The organism is Lysinibacillus sp. FSL L8-0126 (genome assembly GCF_038630385.1).
GTDB lineage: Bacteria > Bacillota > Bacilli > Bacillales_A > Planococcaceae > Lysinibacillus > Lysinibacillus fusiformis_D.
Genome location: NZ_CP152028.1, coordinates 4,245,883 through 4,264,026, shown reverse-complemented (window position 1 = coordinate 4,264,026; position 18,144 = coordinate 4,245,883). Strand labels below are relative to the sequence as shown.

The window sequence follows — 18,144 nt, the reverse complement described above, 5'->3', positions numbered from 1 at the left end:
TTTTGGCAACATTATGGACAGGTGGCAAGATTTACACGATGGCTCAGGTTGGTGAAACAGTGGAAGCAGTCCTTGTAGAAGATGGAAAAATTGTGGCGACAGGCTCAGTGGAGAGCTTGTCGCCACTAGCTGCTTCTATCCAACATTTAGAGGGCAAGACCATGTATCCTGGTTTTATAGACAGTCATTTACATATTATTGGCTACGGAGAAAAGCTTAAGCATCTTGATGTCTCAGCAGTTACCAGTAAAGAGGCATTACTTGAGAAGCTTCAAGAGCGAATGTCCAAGGCCACGGCACAGGAATGGGTCATTGCGATTGGGCTAAATGAAAACCAATTTGAGGAGCCCATTTTCCCAACTTTAGCGGAGCTAGATGCCCTTGGAGAGGCCCATTTAATCATTAAACGGAGCTGTCATCATTTAATTTTAGCGAATTCCAAGGCGCTTGCCTTTGCGGGCATTACCAATGATACACCTTCACCAGAGGGCGGTGTCATTGACAAAGTCGACGGTCAGCTCACAGGTGTACTAAAGGACGCAGCATTGTATTTAATTGTCAACCATATGCCGCATATTACACCTGCGTATATCGAGGATGCTTTGGCAAAAGCGGTGGCCTCGCTTCAATCCTATGGTTTAGTAGGAGGGCATTCTGAGGACTTAAGCTATTACGGACCACCAAGCCAACCGATTCTGGCTTATCGTAAAATCGTGGAGGCACAGCAATCCTTTAAAGTTCATTTATTACAGCATCATACGGTCTTTGAAGCGGTCGCAAAAATGGATTTAGCCCCATCACCATTTTTAGAGTTTGGCGCTATGAAAATTTTTATTGACGGAGCCTTTGGCGGTCGCACGGCGGCGCTACGTCAACCGTATAGTGATGACCCTAACAATGCTGGGATGCTCATTCATACAACAGAGCAATTAACAACCTATGTTCAGCTTGCTCGTCAGTACGGACAAACTGTGGCCGTGCATACGATTGGAGATTTAGCAATAGCAACGATTTTAGACGTTTTTGCGGCCTATCCGCCGCAGGATGGTCAGTTTGATCGCGTGATTCACTGTAGCTTAGTTGATGATGAACTATTAGCCAGACTAGCTACTTTACCTGTTGCGGTAGATATGCAGCCGCAATTTGTACAGGGAGAATATCAAGCAGAGTTATCGAGACTTGGAGAGGCGCGCGCTCAAGGCTTACATCCTTTAAAGTCCCTTCTTGACCGAGGGCTGATTGTGGCAGGGGGCAGTGACGCCCCGATTGAGGTTCCCAATCCGCTACAAGGCATTTACGCTGCTGTCACAAGAAGAAATATTGGCGAAAGCCATGAGGGCTATAATCCGCAGGAGAAAATTTCACGGTTTGAGGCCGTCCATCTGTATACCGTAGGAGCAGCCGAAATCATCGGTCAGTCACATAAGCGTGGCAAAATTGCAGCAGGCTATGCAGCCGATTTTACGGTTTTACAGGAGGATCTTTTTACTGTAGATATTGAACAACTACCACATATACAAGTAGCTTGTACGGTGGTGGATGGGAAGATGGTATATGAAAATCGCTGTGAAGGATAACCTTTGCAGCGATTTTTTCTCGGTCTATTGTTTGTCAGCCAAATTTTTTACTTGCTGCTCTAAGCTCGATACACGTTTTGTTAAGTCCTCTACTTGCTGTTGCATGGTTGGTGGAGGAGGCACAGGGACGGTTGACTTCATTTTTTTAATCATATGAATCATCACGAAAAAAATAGCTAGAAACATACATAAAAGAACAGTTGTACTAATGATATCGCCAAGAGTGAATTTCATGTTTGCGCTCCTTTCTCTAGTGGGTATCTAGTTATATACTGGATAGCAACATGAAAAGTTTCAAAAAGATGGAGAAAATCACGATAAATACACAAATCTTCTCTTACTTTGGTGCATAGGATACTTGAACAAATTGCTATTTTAAGCGGCTTTCAGTACTGTGCTATAGCTATTTGAACATACGTTAGAAGAGAGCCATTTTAACAGCATGACAGGGGTGAGTACGTGCACAAGGCAGGACAAGTAATGCGACAGGCTGTCCACAATATTTATGCGTATCGGTTAGATTATGTACAAGTTTTCGCATTGATTAGAATTTTTCAGTTTTTATTGATAATCCCTGTAACCTCGATCGTCTTGAAGCTCATGCTCCGAGTAACAGGGTATACACATATTACTGAGCAAAATTGGCAAAGCTTTGTGGCGCATCCCTTTGTCATCATGATGATTTGTCTATTAATTTTGCTGTTTTTATTATTTGTTTATTATGAAATGGGCTTTCTCTTTCTTATGGCCTTTCATCAGCAAAGGGGGATGCGCTATCGCTTTCTTCCTTTATGGCAGCAATTGAATCGAAAGGTTATTTATTTTTTTAGTGTCCAAGTCTTATTTTTAATTGTCTATCTTGCACTATTAATGCCATTAGCTTCCTTTATGCTACCACTCACTTTAACGCAATCCGTTTCTCTGCCACATTTTTTAACAGACGAAATAATGAGCAGTCGAGCTGGTAGGCTAGCATATGCTGCGGTGGCAAGTATCGTGGTGATGATCGGCATTCGTAGTATTTTAACGTTACCAATTTTTACAATCCAGCCCAACATCTCGATTCTACGTTCCTTTAAGCAAAGCTGGCATTTTTCTAAACGAGGTTTATTTGAACTGTTAGTATTATTAGCGATGCTTTTAACAGGTCATTTGCTAATGATGCTAGGAATAACGGTCATCAGTACGTTTCCGCTCTATTTAATAGAGCGCATAATGCCGAGCGCAGCATTGGTCACAGCGGGGCTTACACTTGCCTTGTTAGAAATGGTCTTTGTAGTGCTATTTAGTTTATTACAGGCTATGTTTTCACAAGTCATGGTTGCCATTACGTATAACACGCCAGTGCTAGGCAAAGTCAGAGTGGCTACCAAGAGACAGCGACGCTATAAGCCATTACTATTGATCAGTTTCATCGTTTTTATCGTATTAAGTATGATGAACATCAATTCTTTAGAGAAAAGTGTTTATGCCCCAGATACTAAAATTATTGCCCATCGAGGCTATGTCGCAGGCAATGTAGAAAATACGATTAGCGGGTTAGTAAATGCAGCGAATGCGGGGGCAGATTTAATTGAAATCGATATTCAGCAAACCGTAGATGGTGAATTTGTTGTCTTTCATGATCGAACATTAAGACGGCTAGCCGGTAAAAACGGTGTCATTGCGAATATGACCCTAAGTGAACTAAAGTCATTAACCATTCACCAAAATGGCTACAGCGATAAAATTGCATCTTTAGAGGATTGTATCGAAATTGCCAAAGCGTTAGATGTGGCGTTATTAATCGAATTAAAGGTGCACGGCCAAGAAACGGAAGATGTTTTACCTAAATTAGTTGAGAAGCTACGTCAATACAAGGTGCTGGATTCCTACTATGTGCAATCCGCTGATGTACAGAAAATGGCGCAATTAAAAAAATTGGTGCCCAATTTGCGAGTGGGCATTGTCTATGCACTCAACATCGGACCAATGGAGGAAAATGTTGATTTTATCGCATTAGAGGAATCCTGGGTAACCGAGCAGCTGATTGAGGAATTAAAGCAGCACCCAACTGACCTATTTGTTTGGACACTCAATGACGACCGTTCCTTGCAAACCTTTATTGAAAAAAACGTCAGCGGCGTCATCACCGACCACCCCGACGTCGCCCGCGAGCTAAGAGCACAACAAAGCGAACATCAATACTTCTTACAGCGCATCCTCAATCGACTGCGATTTATCTTTTGAGGAAGCGAAGTGAATGCTCGCGAGCGAAGTGAATACTCGCGGAAGGAGAGTGAATACTCGCGGAAGGAGAGTGAATACTCGCGGAAGGAGAGTGAATACTCGCGGAAGGAGAGTGAATACTCGCGGAAGGCAAGCGAATACTCGCGGAAGGAGAGTGAATACTCGCGGAAGGAGAGTGAATACTCGCGGAAGGAAGGTGAATACTCGCGGAGGGAGAGTGAATACTCGCGGAAGGAAGGTGAATACTCGCGGAAGGAGAGTGAATACTCGTGGAAGGAGAGTGAATACTCGTGGAAGGAGAGTGAATACTCGCGGAAGGCAAGCGACAACCCGCGAAAGTAAAGCGAACACCCAGATGCCCTCAAATCAAAGCGAACAACATAAGCGTTTCATCATACGCAACCGTTCAATAGCAGTGTGACTTCGCTGAAAATAAAAAAATCGGTCAGATTGTAACCTTTTTCATGCAGAGGCGACTACTTCTATGAATTCGAGATATGAAGGAGATGCTTTTTTATGAAAATGACGAAAGTCGTACCATTTGCTATGTCAGCATTATTATTAGGGGGCGCGATTGGAGCTCCAACTGCATCAGCTAACGAAGGTGAGGCTGTGGTGACGAACGCAGAAACTACGGAGCAACAAGTGCAGCCGACTTTTATTAAAGTAACGGGTACCGTGGAAAATGTAGATGTTCGTGAAAACGGAACGTCCTATACAGTAATGGACGGTGACAATACGAACATTGTCATCGCTAATAAAGAGTCATTCATTTTCGATAATACAGGAAAAGAAGTCAAGCTTCAAAAAGGGGATAAGGTGTCGGCTTACTCTTATGCGAAAAAACCTATGCTTGCAATTTATCCACCGCAGTATAACCCAGAAGTAATTATTGTTGAAACAGAAGCAATGGGTAGCGTGGAAGTTGATTTCTTCGATAAAAATTTAATCGATACAGACAACAACTTAAAATTAAATGTTGGAGAAGATACTAAATTAGTAAGTGCTTCTGGTAAAGATGTAAAATTGGATGATTTAAAAGAGCAGCATTTAGCCGTGTTCTACACAATTGCTACGATGAGTATTCCTGCTCAAACACCACCTTCTAAAGTCATCGTGTTGGACACGATCGAGAAGGAAGAACCAATTGAAGTAGATCCAGAGCCAACTCCTGAACCAGCACCATCGAATCCAGCTGTTCAAGAAATCATCAAGAAAGACTTTTATGAAGTAGAAGGGACGAAAATGGTGCCACTACGATTAATCGCAGAAGAACTTGGCTTTAAAGTAGAAGTTACGCCAAAAGGTGCTATTGTTTCGAAAGGTGCCGTTTCCTATACCATTACTCGTGGTCAAAAGGAATATGGCTACAATAAAGCGCTTCGCCAATTTAAAGTTGCGCCCGCTTTATTAGAAGCTGGCAAAACATATGTACCAGTTGAATTAGCAGAAGAACTAATGAAATAATGACATTGAAGTATCTGGCAATTCGCTAGGTACTTCTTTTTTTATTTCCTTCTAATGGAAAATTCAGTACAATGAAAAAGAAAAGTCGAAGCATAAAGGAGAACGTTATGAAGCAAGCACTCATTATTATTGATATCCAAGAGGCTTTCTTTTTGGATAGCCAACAAAATCTATGGAATGATGAAACGATTATTAAAAATATCAATATGGTAATCACATGGGCACGTCATAACGAAGTCCCAATTATTTTTATTCAACATACAGAGGCCAATGATGTTGATTTTGCAATGGGTCAGCCAGGGTGGGAGCTGTATCATGGACTGCTTAGACAGGCACAAGATAAAGTGATTCAAAAAACAACTTGGGATGCTTTTTATCAAACGGATCTTGCACAATATTTGAACGAACAGCACATCGATCAGTTGATTTTCGCAGGTGCTCAAACAGAGTTTTGTCTTGATACGACGATTCGCAGCGCGTTTAGTCATGGCTACCATCATAATATTTTAGTCGAAGATGCACATAGCACCTTACATAGTCAAGTACTCGCAGCACCTCAGATTATTCAGCATCACGAATCCGTATGGCGTAATCGCTTTGTAAAAATTCAGCCAGTTGAGGAGTTCCCAAATGCTCATTGACCAAAAAGCGTTTCATATAAAAGAGCTAGACTATATTATTCGCTGTGCACAACTTGAGGATGCTCAAGCTTTATCGGATTTGCGCCTGCAATTGGACGGTGAAACAGAAAACTTCGACCGAGAGCAGGGGGAGGCATTGATCGATCAAGCGGGCTTCGAGCAGCTTATTCAGCAGGATACAGCAAGTCCGAAAAATCTGTGTTTAGTAGCGGTTGTAGGTGATCAAATCGTTGGGTACTCCAGATGTGAGGGATCTCCATTAAAGAGACTTGCCCATAAAGTAACATTTGGCGTCGGTGTTAGGAAGGCTTTTTGGGGCTATGGTATTGGAAAAGCTCTACTACAAGTATCTATTGATTGGGCAGATGCCAATGGTGTACGGAAAATGGCATTAGAAGTGCTAGAAACGAATGAAAAAGCTATACAGCTCTATGAAAAATGGGGCTTTACAGTAGAAGGTATTTTGAAAAATGATAAATGCCTTGCAGATGGTAAGTACTATCACACAATCATAATGGGTAGATGGCAACCCTAGTTAAGAAGGAACAGATATGACCAATTTTATGTATATTTTTTGTTTAATTGTCTGGGGACTTAATTTTATTGCAGTAAAGATTCAAGGAACCCCAGTCAGTCTAGAATTATCTTTAACCTATCGTTTAGTTATAACTGCTTTTTTATTTGGCCTACTTGCTTGGTTGATGAAACCACAGGGGAAGCCGCAGCAGCACGATTTTCCATTTATTATCGTCTTTGGTATTTGTAATTTTGCCTTCAGTTATTTAGCTCTATACTATGCGACGATGTTGAGCTCCGCTGCGATTGTCACTTTAATTTTTTCATTAAAAGTAATTTTAACGCCCATTGCTCTTCGAATATTTCTCAAAGAACCATTACATCGTCGCGTTTTAATCGGTGGTATTTTAGGGGTAATCGGTGTTGGGGTATTAATCTATCCCACTTTACATAGTTTTTCAGGTTTGGCTGATTTAAAAGGGGTCCTAATTGCTTTACTCGGTACTGTTCTAACAGCAATCGGGGATGCAAGCTCTGCAAGAAATGCAAAGCGCCAGATTGACCCCATTTATGCCAATGCCATTGGTTTTACAGTCGGCAGTGTAGTCATGTGTGGTATTGTCTGGATACAAGGACAAAAAATCGTCTTGCCTACATCCATTACCTATTTATCAGCCCTACTGTATTTAACGATCATCGCATCATTTCTTGCCTGGCTATTTTATTTAAAGCTAGTAGAAAAAATTGGCGGGGCGAAGAGTGGCTATATGGTTGCGTTGTTCCCTGTGATTGGCGGGATTGCTTCTGTTGTCATAGGGGAATCTACACTTAATCTGTATTTAATCATAGGCTGCCTCTCTAGCTGTATAGGAGCAGCGATTGCCTTAGGCTTTCAATTTAAGCCTTTTTTACGAGGAACGAAAACCTCCTCCCCTTCATAAAATAGAGAAGAACGCTTGAAAAGGGTGAGGACAAAATGTCATTCGTTCAATCGAGTACAATGGCAAGTAGCAGAGAAAAAGAAGAGGATCATTGGGACATTGACCGTTGGGAAAATGATGGTGGCAGAAGTTTGCAGACGTAAGGGGGACGAAAATTTGTCTCCCTTATAAAATATTGAAACCTTTTTTCGTGTTGCTCGTATGATTAAGTGGACAAGTTTTAATAGCAGATTTGAAAAAAGGGAGAAATATTTTTTGAACCATTGAACAAAACGATTATTATTCATTATTTATTTGATTGTTATTGCGGATGCATATTACACAACATTGTATATTGAACAAAAAACACCACCGCAATATCAAACCATCAAAGCATTGGCCATTACAGTTAACATGGTACGGTAGCAAGCCTCACAAAAAGAAGCGGACAACCCGTCGCTTGAAGCCTATGTCCTTCAAGTCATTGCTTCAGAGAGTGACCTATGGCATGGTGACACAGGTAAGGAATTTAGAACATCGTACACAAAAGCACATCTTTTTACGATACCAACAGCTACGTTGCTGACACCCTGTACATTTACAGGGTGTTTTTGATAAGGAGAATGAATGAAATGAGCATGGTAACCTACATAGGATTAAATTTCCAGGCTGCAATAAATGACGACGATATGGAAGATGAAGTTGCAATAACAGATTTGTTCCTTAGTAGCGAAGAGCGTCAAATGCTTCAGCATCAACATTTTACAACGCCATACCTATATGAGCTTGAAGCAAAAGGGAGTCCCATTTGGCAAATGCATAACGACAATAAAGTGCATTCGCCACATAACTACGAAAAATCCAAAAGCACATTACTTCTTGTTTGTAACTTCCTGAAAAAACTTCTGCCAAAAGGTGATTATTGCGAAATCTACATTTGCTGGAAGGGGGAAGAAGGGGAGGATAGCGAAAAGAAATTCGAGCTCCTGTTAGACCAACTCTCAATCGACCAGCTCGAAATGAATGAAAAATACTTGATTACAATAAAAAATCAATTCTAATAAAGATTGAAGCGAAAAGCCTCACCCTTTATTAGAATTGTTTATTGGAAGTCGATCGGAATAAAATCCTCCCCGAAGAATGCTAGGATATTGCAAAGATACTCAAAGACATTCGTGAAACTCGTTTCTCAGATGGCTTGTCTTGTCTACATTGTGTTAGTATATCGGTATAGTTAGTTGCAAAAAGTTTATTTGTTTCGTATTATGAAACAATCTCACATTTCAAGGTGTTTCGATTTACTGTGATATATTCCCCAGTTGATTTATTCATTACTTGTGACACTTTCTTGGTATGCGTTATCTCGCACCAATCATTTTGTACATCCACCAATATTTTTATTTCCACACCACTTTCTCCATATTTTAAACCACTATAAGATAATTTCGTCATGATCATCATTCCTTTCTTAATCTTTAATATATTGTCAAATATGATATTTCAATCTACCTGTTTCTATTATACTGCACATTTATTGATTTATAAAAAAGCAACAATCTTTACGAAACCAGCCTAAAATAAAACGAGTATAGATATTATTAAACTGCCAGGGCAGTTTGGTTTAATAATCGTACAATTGTTAGAATTTGGTATAATTATTTTGGAGGTGAACGTTTCATATATGATAGTATTTGTGTTCATTAGTATTTATTTAATGCCGATTTTAGCAATTATATTTTGTCTAAACCTTGTAGAAATAATAAAGAAAGTAAAAAAAGAACAACCAACTACTGCTAACACAGTTTGGTTAACAATCTCTTTTGCATTAATTATATGGAGCATTGCTGTTACATCTTTTGGTGAATAATAGAAACGCTTTAGCCAAAGCAATCAACAGCTCTCCCTTAAAAATAAAATTTAACAACCAGCCACGATTCTGCTAAAAGAATTGTGCCTTTTCTTTAGGGGAAGGAACAGATTGCTAAACGGATAGTAGTTTAAGGCGAGGGGAAAATAAATTTCAGTTAATCGTTCAAGTTGCATACAAATATAAAGTGTGATGAATATTAGTAACTCATTAGCTATAATTATTCCAGAAAAAAGCGCTATTTGTGAGTTGAAAAAAATCCCAATTTCTCAATTTGAACACTAGGAAATTGGGATTTTATTTGATATAACAGTCAGATTTGCTTTTAAATCGCTTTGTTGTATGCAATAGTCAAGCAATTTTAAGCATCGTTTATAAATAGGAGCGTTTAGCTGGCCATGAACCTTGTAGTTTACGAAGTTGTACAATTTGTCCTGTATGATAAGCATCGTGCAAAAGGATATTTAGATATTGTTGCCAAACTGGAAGAGAAGGACTAGGTTGATCCAATTCTGCTTCTTGAAGGGATGCTAATGAAGATTGTAAGGCATCGTGTACGTGAAGTGTTCGCTTCACTGTTTCTTGCCAAGCATCCTCATCATTCGCTCCACCTTGGACAAACGTTTCATCATTATTTTGTGGAGTAACAAATGAGTTATCTTTATGTAAGCGAGAAAGTAAGCGCTCTTTAAAGGCTAGTAGATGGTTAATATTTTCCCAAATCGTATTAGCGGCCTTTCCTTCTGGTTGCCAACATGCTTGTGCAGCAGTGAGATTCTTTAATGCTTCTGATAGTGGTGGATACCATTCTTCTTCGAAAAAAACTTGATTGACTCCATTTTGCAAGAGTTCCTTTTTACTCATTGAGATAGCCTCCTCTTTTGTAACCTTCTAAACAGTACTTACTATTAATTTATCAAATTTTCCGAAAAGAGTATATAGGAGTGAAAATATACTAACAGGGACGTTAACTAAAGAGCATTGAGTTGCTTAGGCTCAGTGCAGGTTAGAAGAACAAGAAAGGCTATTGAATGACGTTCTGTTTTGTATCGGGATCTGATGGATTTGCTTAAGTATTTATTTATAATATAAGGGAAAAATACTTACAAAATTTACATTAGAGGTGGCGATAATTCTTGAGAAGGTTGGTCATACTAGTCATGGTGATTTTTGGATTATTTTTCCCGATACAATTGCTATTAGTAAAGGCGAGTATTCAACCAAAATTGGAAAAAGTAGATGTTTCATTTATTCAAGTAAATCGTTTAAACGGGGAAACTCGTTTGTTTAAGGAAAATGATGGATATGAGGAAGTGATTATCGATAAGATTGTTAACTGGATAAATACATCAAGCCCTTCCGAAGAAGCAAATGAGTTAGAGTTAAATCAAACTTCCATCATCTCGATAATGAAAATAAAACTAAAAAACGGAGACGTTGCAGTTATTGAACCAGCTTATAATTGTGTATCCCAAAACCAAGTAAAAACATGCACGATTGCAGATAGTGAGGTTATCTATACAAGTAATAATAAAAAGCTTCGATTGAAATCAGTAGAACTTTATGATTGGCTCTTAGTTGGCTGAAAATATGAAAGTGTTGGGGCACCAAAAGATGAGTTGCTTGAAGAAACTTTATATAGCAGGTATTTTTCCTATCTCGATGAAACTTACGCAGATTTTATCATGTGTCCAAAAATCGATAAAGTTGAAACAATAGATGGCAATACAAGGAGACATATTGTTCAGGCAAGTGCGTTAAATTATAGTGCACATCATGGTGATGTTCCCTTTGATAGAATCCATATAATGTTGACTGATACGCCAGAAAATGGAGTGAAAATAAATAAAGTGACAATACAAAAGGGGATTTCTGAAAAAGAAAGCGCTATACAATGTAGGCGAGCGAGCTAAAGGATGACAGTGTAGAGAAGTTGTATGAGAAATACTAGTAAGTTGGTGAATGGATGGAACAATTGATAAAGGAAATAATGTCTCAGAGTAGCCAATATAAAGTTCAAATTATTAAACGTAAGGATTGTCTCTATACTATAGAAGTATTTATGTGGCAAGAAGAGTATGAATATGAGTATTGGCGTCCAATAAAAAAAGATTTGACTTTGGTTGAAACGGAGGAAGGTGCAATAGCATTAGCCATTGAACATTTAAGCGTGTACTCTGGAGAACAATGCTTTTATTAATGTGCCCAATTTTGGATTGATGTTTTAAAATGCACTTGCTTCGGCAGGTGTTTTTTTCATTATCAATGCTCAAAAATAACATGTTTAATAATACAAAAATGGTTAAATATTGTATAATGAAGTTAGGATATTTTGATATTAGTAGCTTGTAGAAAAGAGAAAGTGGTTGAGAAAATGAAGAACAAAAAAGGCATAGTTATTGCTAGTATTATATTATTATACTGTGTGATTTCAGTTATCTATACGCTTTTACTGGATGGAAAAATCAATTGGTCTCTATTATTTTTAGCAATATGTATGATTTATATTATAGAAGTTGCTATATCTAATAATAAATTACTTAAAAAGAAATTGACTAAGTAGGGCCAATACCAAAAGCTTAACAGGTTAAATCAGTTTTTACAGTTAAGTTACATCTGTTGGTAGGGCATCCACTCACATTCCAACGGTTTTATTATTCTCCATTTGCATTTAATACCTCACATTATCAGGTGAATAAGAAGGTGGGTATGCTATTGTTTAAAGAAGTTTCAAAGCTACAATTGGTACTATCTTTTTTGATGGCTTTTATTGGCTTCTCACAAGCATTTAACAACTGGGGAGAAAAGAGAATGTTATCTTTATTCTTTTTGATTGCTAGTATATTCGTTTTAATTGTTGCGAGTTTAGCTCTAATTTTTTATAGAAAACGGCAAATCATTAAAGAGTAATGATGGGCTTCAAAAAGGAAAAAGATTGAAGCTTTTTAGCTCCAATCTTTTTTCTTGTGCAATCATACCGTATTTTCTAGCCGAGGCTCAAAATAGGGGACATGATCTAAAACATTGATATATCAACTTGCATTTATTTTATTTGACGTTTGGATAAATCATCGTTGCTGGGTCGACATATTCATCGAATTGCTCTTCTGTTAGTAAACCACTTGCGATAGCTGCTGCTTTTAAAGTAGTGCCTTCTTTGTGCGCTTTTTTCGCGATTTTTGCTGCGTTTTCATAACCAATGTATGGATTTAATGCCGTTACAAGCATTAATGAATTTTGTAAATTATGATCTAGTACTTCTGTGTTAGGCTCAATGCCTACAGCACAATGGTCGTTAAATGATTTCATTGTATCGGCTAATAGGCGAGTCGATTGTAAGAAGTTGTAAATAATAACGGGTTTAAAGACGTTTAGTTCAAAGTTCCCTTGAGAAGCGGCGAAGGCAATTGTCGCGTCATTGCCGACTACTTGTGTGACAACCATTGTCATAGCCTCACTTTGGGTAGGGTTTACTTTACCAGGCATAATCGATGAGCCTGGCTCGTTTTCAGGGATTGTGATTTCGCCAATACCAGAACGAGGGCCACTCGCAAGCCAGCGAACGTCATTAGCAATTTTCATTAAATCAGCTGCTAATGCTTTTAATGCACCATGAGCAACAACAGCTTCATCATGGCTTGTTAAGGCATGGAATTTATTCGCAGCCGATGTGAACTGTTTGCTTGTTAGTTCACTAATCTCTGCTGCTACACGATCACCAAATTCAGGATGAGCGTTGATACCAGTACCAACAGCTGTGCCACCAATCGCAAGCTCCTTCATATAGTCAATATTTTGGAGTATCATATGCTCGGATTTTGCTAGCATGGCTGCCCAGCCGCTAATTTCCTGACCCAATGTAAGAGGTGTCGCGTCCTGTAAATGCGTACGACCAATTTTAATAATGTCTTTAAATTGAGCTGCTTTGTCTTCTAACGTTGATTTTAATAGACGAAGTCGTGGTAATAAGTAATCTTCCACTTTTAACACAGCTGCAATATGCAATGCTGTTGGGAATGTATCATTTGAGCTTTGTGATTTATTGACATCATCATTTGGATGAACAATATCAGCTTCGCCAGCGTCCTTTAATAATTGGTTCGCACGGTGTGCAATGACCTCATTCACGTTCATGTTGGATTGTGTACCGCTACCTGTTTGCCAAACAACAAGTGGGAATTGATCGTCCCATTGACCATTTAAAATTTCATCTGTCGCTTGTACGATGGCATTCGTTTTAATATCAGAAAGTTTGCCTAGTTTGTTGTTCGCAATCGCAGCACTTTTCTTTAAAATAGCCATGGCTTGGACAAGCTCAATCGGCATTTGCTCTGTACCAATTTGGAAATTCTCTTTACTGCGCTGTGTTTGCGCACCCCAAATTTTATCAGCAGGTACTTTAATTTCACCCATTGTGTCTTTTTCAATACGATAATCCATGTTCAAACAGCTCCTTTATTATGTAAAACTCTCCTAATATACAGATAAAAACGGATACTCTTAGTCTGATGTAAGAATATCCGTTTGATACATGCTTATTCAAAAAAGAGGGGGATTCTGAATTAAGCAATTTGGAGAAAAGAAATAATCTACTGATAATGATAATTGTTATCAATTAAAAAGTCAACGGTTTTTCTTGAAGAAATTAATGATGAGAATAATTCGCAATCGTTATCTTTGGTTTTCCCGAATTTCTAAGAAATAAACGGCGCTGTGAGGCGTTATCTCTTTTTCTTTCCGATTTCTTTCAACGGTTGTTTTTTAGGGATTTTTTCAAATAAAACCTTTACCTGAAAATTATGGTCATCGATTTGAAGTACCTCTATCACCTTGGCTTTGCGCCCTTTAATTCGAATATCCTCTTCCACTGTAGGCAGTTTAACGAGCAATTGGCTTAAAACAGACGTCTTGTTTTCATAAAAATGAGTCACAAACATCGCTCTTCTCCTTCTAACATTTGATGTTACTCAATTTATGAGTGGGGCATAGTAGATAGAACTTTTGGTGAAGTGGTTGATTAGATTGGAGCTTCTTTAAGCGTTCATCAATTGAAGGGACTCGCTCACCGAGATTTCCAAATTGCTCATAAAGCATTCCCCATAAGTAATCTCCCAAAATGTCTGCGCAATAAAATCATTGAAATGAGCCAATTGCTAGGAAAACCAATGATTGTTGCGGAGAAAGCGTGGTTCATTCTGAAATACTTCACCAACAAAAGGTTTTATTTTATTTGAAAATCAAAAATATGACATAATTCTACGTATGAGAATTGCAACTTTCGACATATCCTTTATTTATTTCTCGGGAAATATCTCATAGGATTATGAGGGAATAGTAAGGATTTCGTAAGCTATTTCAGACAATGATTTGATTAGGGATTCAGATGGGTTCTTTTAGAGAAATATAATGTGTTTATGATTTGATTGACTATTCTTATTTTTCGTTTGACTCGTGAGATAGGTGTATTATGTTTCAGCTAGGGCGATGTTCGTTATAATAAGAGAAAGGAGGAAACGAGATGTATTTAAAATCATGTAAGGTATTACAGGACACGATTCCGAATAAACAAATGTATCCTTTTAATATCCCAAGCTTGCAGGATTTATATGAGCTGGAGTTTCCGACAAATGTAACGTTCTTTGTTGGAGAAAATGGGTCGGGGAAATCAACATTACTTGAAGCAATTGCAGATCGCTGCGATTTTAATACAGCGGGTGGTGGTCGCCAGAATTTATATGACGTACATAAGGCAGAGTCTTCACTGGGTGAATATATCCGCTTGTCGTGGATGCCGAAAATCTCGAATGGCTTTTTTCTACGATCAGAAACATTTTATCAATTTGCCAGTCATATTGATTTGTTAGAAGATCCAAGGAAATATAACGCTTTTGGTGGGAAGTCGTTGCACCACCAATCTCATGGTGAATCTTTTCTTGCATTATTTATGAATCGTTTTAATGGCAAAGCTATCTATTTATTGGATGAGCCTGAGGCAGCATTGTCTCCAACGAGGCAGCTAAGCCTGCTGAAAATTATCAAGGATCTAGAGCATGAAGCCCAATTTATTATTGCCACACACTCGCCCATTTTACTGGGCTATCCCAATGCTACAATATATAGTTTTGATGAAGGAGAGATTGAATCGATTCGCTATGAGGATACCATTCATTACATCGTCACTAAACGTTTTTTAGATGCACCGCAATCCATTTTACGTGAGTTATTTGATGAGGAGAGGGAATTATGAATCAACGAAAAGGCTTAGTCATGCGAGAAATTCGATTAGACGAAATGGCACAGTCCATTGATTTACTGAATTATGTATTTCAGATGTCTATGTCCATTCACAAGGATCGCCGTTTTGTAAATGCCAAGAGCAGGCAGTTTAATGAAGGGCATGCCATTGGTTGGTTTGATGGCAAACAGCTTGTATCCCAAATTTTAAGTCTACCTTTTGAGGTTAATGTACATGGCAAAATTTATGAAATGGGCGGCATCACAGCAGTTGGCACATACCCTGAGTATTCTGGGCATGGCTTAATGGAGAGCTTGATTATTGAAAGCCTGCAAAGTATGCGAAATGAAGGACAATGCATTTCCTATTTATTTCCATATTCTATCCCTTATTATCGCAAAAAGGGATGGGAAATTATGAGCGATATTGTAGAGTTTCAGGTGAAGGATACACAGCTTCCGCATTATGCGGGACTCAATGGTAAAATTCGTCGTGTTGATCCCAAACATGAGGATGTTGTAGATATTTACGCACGTTACGCACAGAAAACGCACGGGGTAATGGTGCGCAATAGCATTGCGTGGAATGAAAAATTTCAGGAGGATTTCTGGGAGGAGAAATTCATTGATAGCGATGTCCAACTACAGGCAGCGGTCTATTATGATGAAGACGATTTAGCGCAGGGCTATATGTTCTACCGTATAATGGAGGAAAATTATTATATTGATGAAATCGTTTATTTACAGGAAGAGGCCCGTAAAGGCTTATGGAACTTTGTCTCGGCACATAGCTCGATGGTTTATAATGTTTACGGGAAAACAACGGGAAATGAAGCTGTGGCCTTTTTATTAGAGGATAGCGAGATTATTCAAAAGGTCTCTCCTTATTTCATGGCGAGAATTGTCGATGTCAAAGAGTTTTTACTACGCTATCCCTTTGTCGGTCAGGATTTCGAGCTTCAGCTTGCTGTCAGTGATCGCGTTGTGGCGTGGAATAATGGTACATTCATCATCAAAATGAAAGATGGAAACCTGTCTGTGCAAAAGGTAAGTGAGACGTTAAACGATAATGCTGTTCATTTAACTGTGCAAACATTGGCTACGATGCTGTTAGGCTATAAACGCCCAAATTATTTAGAAAAAATTGAACGGCTACAGGGTCGTGCTGAGGAAATTGCGTTGCTTGAAGCTGTCCTGCCAGTGGGTATCCCAACATTTATTGATTATTTTTAAGCCTTTTAGTGCGCGAGGGGGAGAGCCATAACGTTGACAGTTATGGCTGCCATGCCTCTTTTAGCCGTTCGACACCCAGTTTGATTTCTTCCATTGTTAACTTACTAAATCCTAATTGTAGCAATGGGTCCTCACTTGTTTGATTAATAAAAAACGGGCTTGTTGGATAAACCTTCACACCATAAGTCTCGGCTCGCTGGATGAGCTGTTGTTCTGAAAGGGGAGACTTGACCTTCACTACTATATAAAGCCCCGATTGCTCGCCCAATACAGCTATTTGTGGACCAAATTGTCGTTGCAGCTCCTGAACAAGGTGCTGCATTTTTTGTTTATATGTCAAGCGCATTCGTTTAATATGACGTGTCCATTCCCCTTGTGCCATGAATTGGGCCATTGTCCGTTGATGAAGGGACGAGGCATTTTGTTCAAAATGAGCAAAGCGTTCTTTAAATGGCTGTACTAGCGTATTGGGTAAGACCATATAGCTTAATCGTACACCAGGTAAAAACGATTTTGAGAAGGTGCCGAGATAGATTACCTTTGAAGGGTCGATCGAGGCAAGGGCAGGAAATGGTTGTTGTGTATAGCGAAATTCGCCATCATAATCATCCTCAAGAATATAGCCATTGACTTGCTGCGCCCATTGAATTAAGGTTTGTCGCTGCTGAATGGTCATGGACACACCGTATGGGAAATGATGTGAAGGGGTGACATACAATAAGCGTGATTGACAATGTTTAAGTATATCAAGTTGTGCCCCTGTCTCCATTACTGGCAATGTCTCTATGACAAAACGATGTAACTGAAAGGCCTCACGCGCCCCATTATAGCCAGGGTCTTCTAAAAGAACACTTGGAAAATGATCTTTTAATAAAAAGCCCACATACAGTAGCATTTGCTGTGTGCTACTGCCGATCATGATATTTTCGCTCGTTGTCGATACGCCTCTTGCTTGTAGTAAATACGGGACAAGCTGCTCCTTGAGCAAGGGATCTCCAAATAGCTCTCCATATTGATAGCATGATGGTTCCTGTAATACTTGATTGGCTAATTGACGCCATGTTTTCATAGGAAAATATGTCTGGTCAACAGCCCCAGCACGAAAATCTACAAGCAACGATGTTGTGTTGCTGGTTGGCTGTGATAGAACTGGCTGTTCCTGTTCCTGCAAGAAAACTGGCTCTAATGCATTGACGAAATAGCCTTTGCGTCCTTCTCCACGTATATATCCCTCAGCTACAAGCTGTTCGTAAGCAGTTAACGTTGTATTACGGCTAACCTGTAATGTTTCTGCTAATTTTCGAATGGAGGGCAGAGAATCGTTTGTTTGAAGTGTTCCTTGTGTAATGAGTATTTTCATTTGCTGATACACTTGTTTATATTTAGCCTCTTTTTCTGTTAATAGAAAGATAAAGTCATCCATATGATACCACCTTGACATGTTGAAATATTTGAAATTG

The 18,144-nt window shown here is 39.0% G+C and carries 21 protein-coding genes and 1 pseudogene; 15 read left to right on the top strand and 7 right to left on the bottom strand.

The genetic code is table 11. The annotated features are described in order from the left end of the window. Positions 1-2 precede the first annotated feature (2 nt). Positions 3-1,577 carry an amidohydrolase gene (locus tag MHI34_RS20720; protein ID WP_342503906.1) on the top strand — a complete coding sequence of 525 codons (1,575 nt, stop codon included), beginning with the start codon at positions 3-5 and terminating at the stop codon, positions 1,575-1,577. 24 nt (positions 1,578-1,601) lie between these two features. Here MHI34_RS20720 and MHI34_RS20715 read toward each other — a convergent pair whose 3' ends face one another. Next, entirely contained in the window at positions 1,602-1,811 is a 210-nt protein-coding gene (locus MHI34_RS20715; protein ID WP_036117306.1) for a hypothetical protein, read from the bottom strand. Between the two features lie 225 nt (positions 1,812-2,036). Here MHI34_RS20715 and MHI34_RS20710 point away from each other — a divergent pair, with 225 nt between their 5' ends. The 8 genes and pseudogenes from MHI34_RS20710 to MHI34_RS20675 form a co-directional block, all read left to right on the top strand. Beyond that, positions 2,037-3,806 carry a glycerophosphodiester phosphodiesterase gene (locus MHI34_RS20710; protein WP_036117309.1) on the top strand — a complete coding sequence of 590 codons (1,770 nt, stop codon included), beginning with the start codon at positions 2,037-2,039 and terminating at the stop codon, positions 3,804-3,806. A 9-nt stretch (positions 3,807-3,815) separates the two neighbouring features. Further along, positions 3,816-4,148: a hypothetical protein gene (locus MHI34_RS20705; RefSeq protein ID WP_342503905.1), complete on the top strand. Its 333-nt coding sequence runs from the start codon at positions 3,816-3,818 to the stop codon at positions 4,146-4,148. Between the two features lie 174 nt (positions 4,149-4,322). Further along, a complete protein-coding gene (locus MHI34_RS20700) occupies positions 4,323-5,273 on the top strand; it encodes a stalk domain-containing protein (RefSeq protein WP_340808819.1) in 951 nt (316 codons plus the stop codon). 107 nt (positions 5,274-5,380) lie between these two features. Further along, positions 5,381-5,914, top strand: a complete 534-nt coding sequence (locus tag MHI34_RS20695) for a cysteine hydrolase family protein (protein ID WP_342503904.1) — start codon at positions 5,381-5,383, stop codon at positions 5,912-5,914. Beyond that, entirely contained in the window at positions 5,904-6,449 is a 546-nt protein-coding gene (locus MHI34_RS20690; protein WP_340834003.1) for a GNAT family N-acetyltransferase, read from the top strand. The genes MHI34_RS20695 and MHI34_RS20690 overlap by 11 nt, the downstream gene beginning before the upstream one ends. A gap of 16 nt (positions 6,450-6,465) precedes the next feature. Further along, positions 6,466-7,371, top strand: coding sequence for a DMT family transporter (locus MHI34_RS20685; protein ID WP_340834004.1), 906 nt, complete (start codon positions 6,466-6,468; stop codon positions 7,369-7,371). A 611-nt stretch (positions 7,372-7,982) separates the two neighbouring features. Continuing rightward, a complete protein-coding gene (locus MHI34_RS20680; RefSeq protein ID WP_036127617.1) occupies positions 7,983-8,411 on the top strand; it encodes a hypothetical protein in 429 nt (142 codons plus the stop codon). 65 nt (positions 8,412-8,476) lie between these two features. Continuing rightward, a pseudogene (locus MHI34_RS20675) lies at positions 8,477-8,581 on the top strand (IS1595 family transposase); the annotation flags it as partial. Between the two features lie 32 nt (positions 8,582-8,613). Here the strand turns inward: MHI34_RS20675 and MHI34_RS20670 are convergent. The 3 genes from MHI34_RS20670 to MHI34_RS20660 all read right to left on the bottom strand — a co-directional run bounded on the left by MHI34_RS20670 (position 8,614) and on the right by MHI34_RS20660 (position 10,081). Then, positions 8,614-8,802: a hypothetical protein gene (locus MHI34_RS20670; protein WP_089932394.1), complete on the bottom strand. Its 189-nt coding sequence runs from the start codon at positions 8,800-8,802 to the stop codon at positions 8,614-8,616. 255 nt (positions 8,803-9,057) lie between these two features. Then, on the bottom strand, positions 9,058-9,240 hold the full coding sequence (locus MHI34_RS20665; protein ID WP_089932392.1) for a hypothetical protein: 183 nt from the start codon (positions 9,238-9,240) through the stop codon (positions 9,058-9,060). Between the two features lie 349 nt (positions 9,241-9,589). Further along, on the bottom strand, positions 9,590-10,081 hold the full coding sequence (locus MHI34_RS20660) for a DinB family protein (protein WP_342503903.1): 492 nt from the start codon (positions 10,079-10,081) through the stop codon (positions 9,590-9,592). 272 nt (positions 10,082-10,353) lie between these two features. Here MHI34_RS20660 and MHI34_RS20655 point away from each other — a divergent pair, with 272 nt between their 5' ends. From MHI34_RS20655 to MHI34_RS20640, 4 genes are all read left to right on the top strand, one after another. Beyond that, positions 10,354-10,803: a hypothetical protein gene (locus MHI34_RS20655; protein WP_342503902.1), complete on the top strand. Its 450-nt coding sequence runs from the start codon at positions 10,354-10,356 to the stop codon at positions 10,801-10,803. Between the two features lie 33 nt (positions 10,804-10,836). Further along, a complete protein-coding gene (locus MHI34_RS20650) occupies positions 10,837-11,130 on the top strand; it encodes a hypothetical protein (RefSeq protein ID WP_342503901.1) in 294 nt (97 codons plus the stop codon). Positions 11,131-11,183: 53 nt separating this feature from the next. Beyond that, positions 11,184-11,417: a hypothetical protein gene (locus MHI34_RS20645; protein ID WP_036127602.1), complete on the top strand. Its 234-nt coding sequence runs from the start codon at positions 11,184-11,186 to the stop codon at positions 11,415-11,417. A gap of 515 nt (positions 11,418-11,932) precedes the next feature. After that, positions 11,933-12,127, top strand: a complete 195-nt coding sequence (locus MHI34_RS20640; protein WP_089932390.1) for a hypothetical protein — start codon at positions 11,933-11,935, stop codon at positions 12,125-12,127. A gap of 138 nt (positions 12,128-12,265) precedes the next feature. Here MHI34_RS20640 and fumC read toward each other — a convergent pair whose 3' ends face one another. Next, positions 12,266-13,657, bottom strand: coding sequence for a class II fumarate hydratase (gene fumC, locus MHI34_RS20635; protein ID WP_089932387.1), 1,392 nt, complete (start codon positions 13,655-13,657; stop codon positions 12,266-12,268). 281 nt (positions 13,658-13,938) lie between these two features. Then, a complete protein-coding gene (locus MHI34_RS20630) occupies positions 13,939-14,154 on the bottom strand; it encodes a hypothetical protein (RefSeq protein ID WP_141903153.1) in 216 nt (71 codons plus the stop codon). Positions 14,155-14,735: 581 nt separating this feature from the next. On the opposite strand from MHI34_RS20630, the gene MHI34_RS20625 reads away from it, so the two are divergent. Further along, positions 14,736-15,464: an AAA family ATPase gene (locus MHI34_RS20625; RefSeq protein ID WP_036127582.1), complete on the top strand. Its 729-nt coding sequence runs from the start codon at positions 14,736-14,738 to the stop codon at positions 15,462-15,464. Further along, a complete protein-coding gene (locus MHI34_RS20620; protein ID WP_342503900.1) occupies positions 15,461-16,684 on the top strand; it encodes a GNAT family N-acetyltransferase in 1,224 nt (407 codons plus the stop codon). The genes MHI34_RS20625 and MHI34_RS20620 overlap by 4 nt, the downstream gene beginning before the upstream one ends. Before the next feature lie 40 nt (positions 16,685-16,724). Here the strand turns inward: MHI34_RS20620 and MHI34_RS20615 are convergent, their stop codons facing one another. Then, a complete protein-coding gene (locus MHI34_RS20615) occupies positions 16,725-18,107 on the bottom strand; it encodes a PLP-dependent aminotransferase family protein (RefSeq protein ID WP_058844970.1) in 1,383 nt (460 codons plus the stop codon). Between the last annotated feature and the right edge of the window lie 37 nt (positions 18,108-18,144).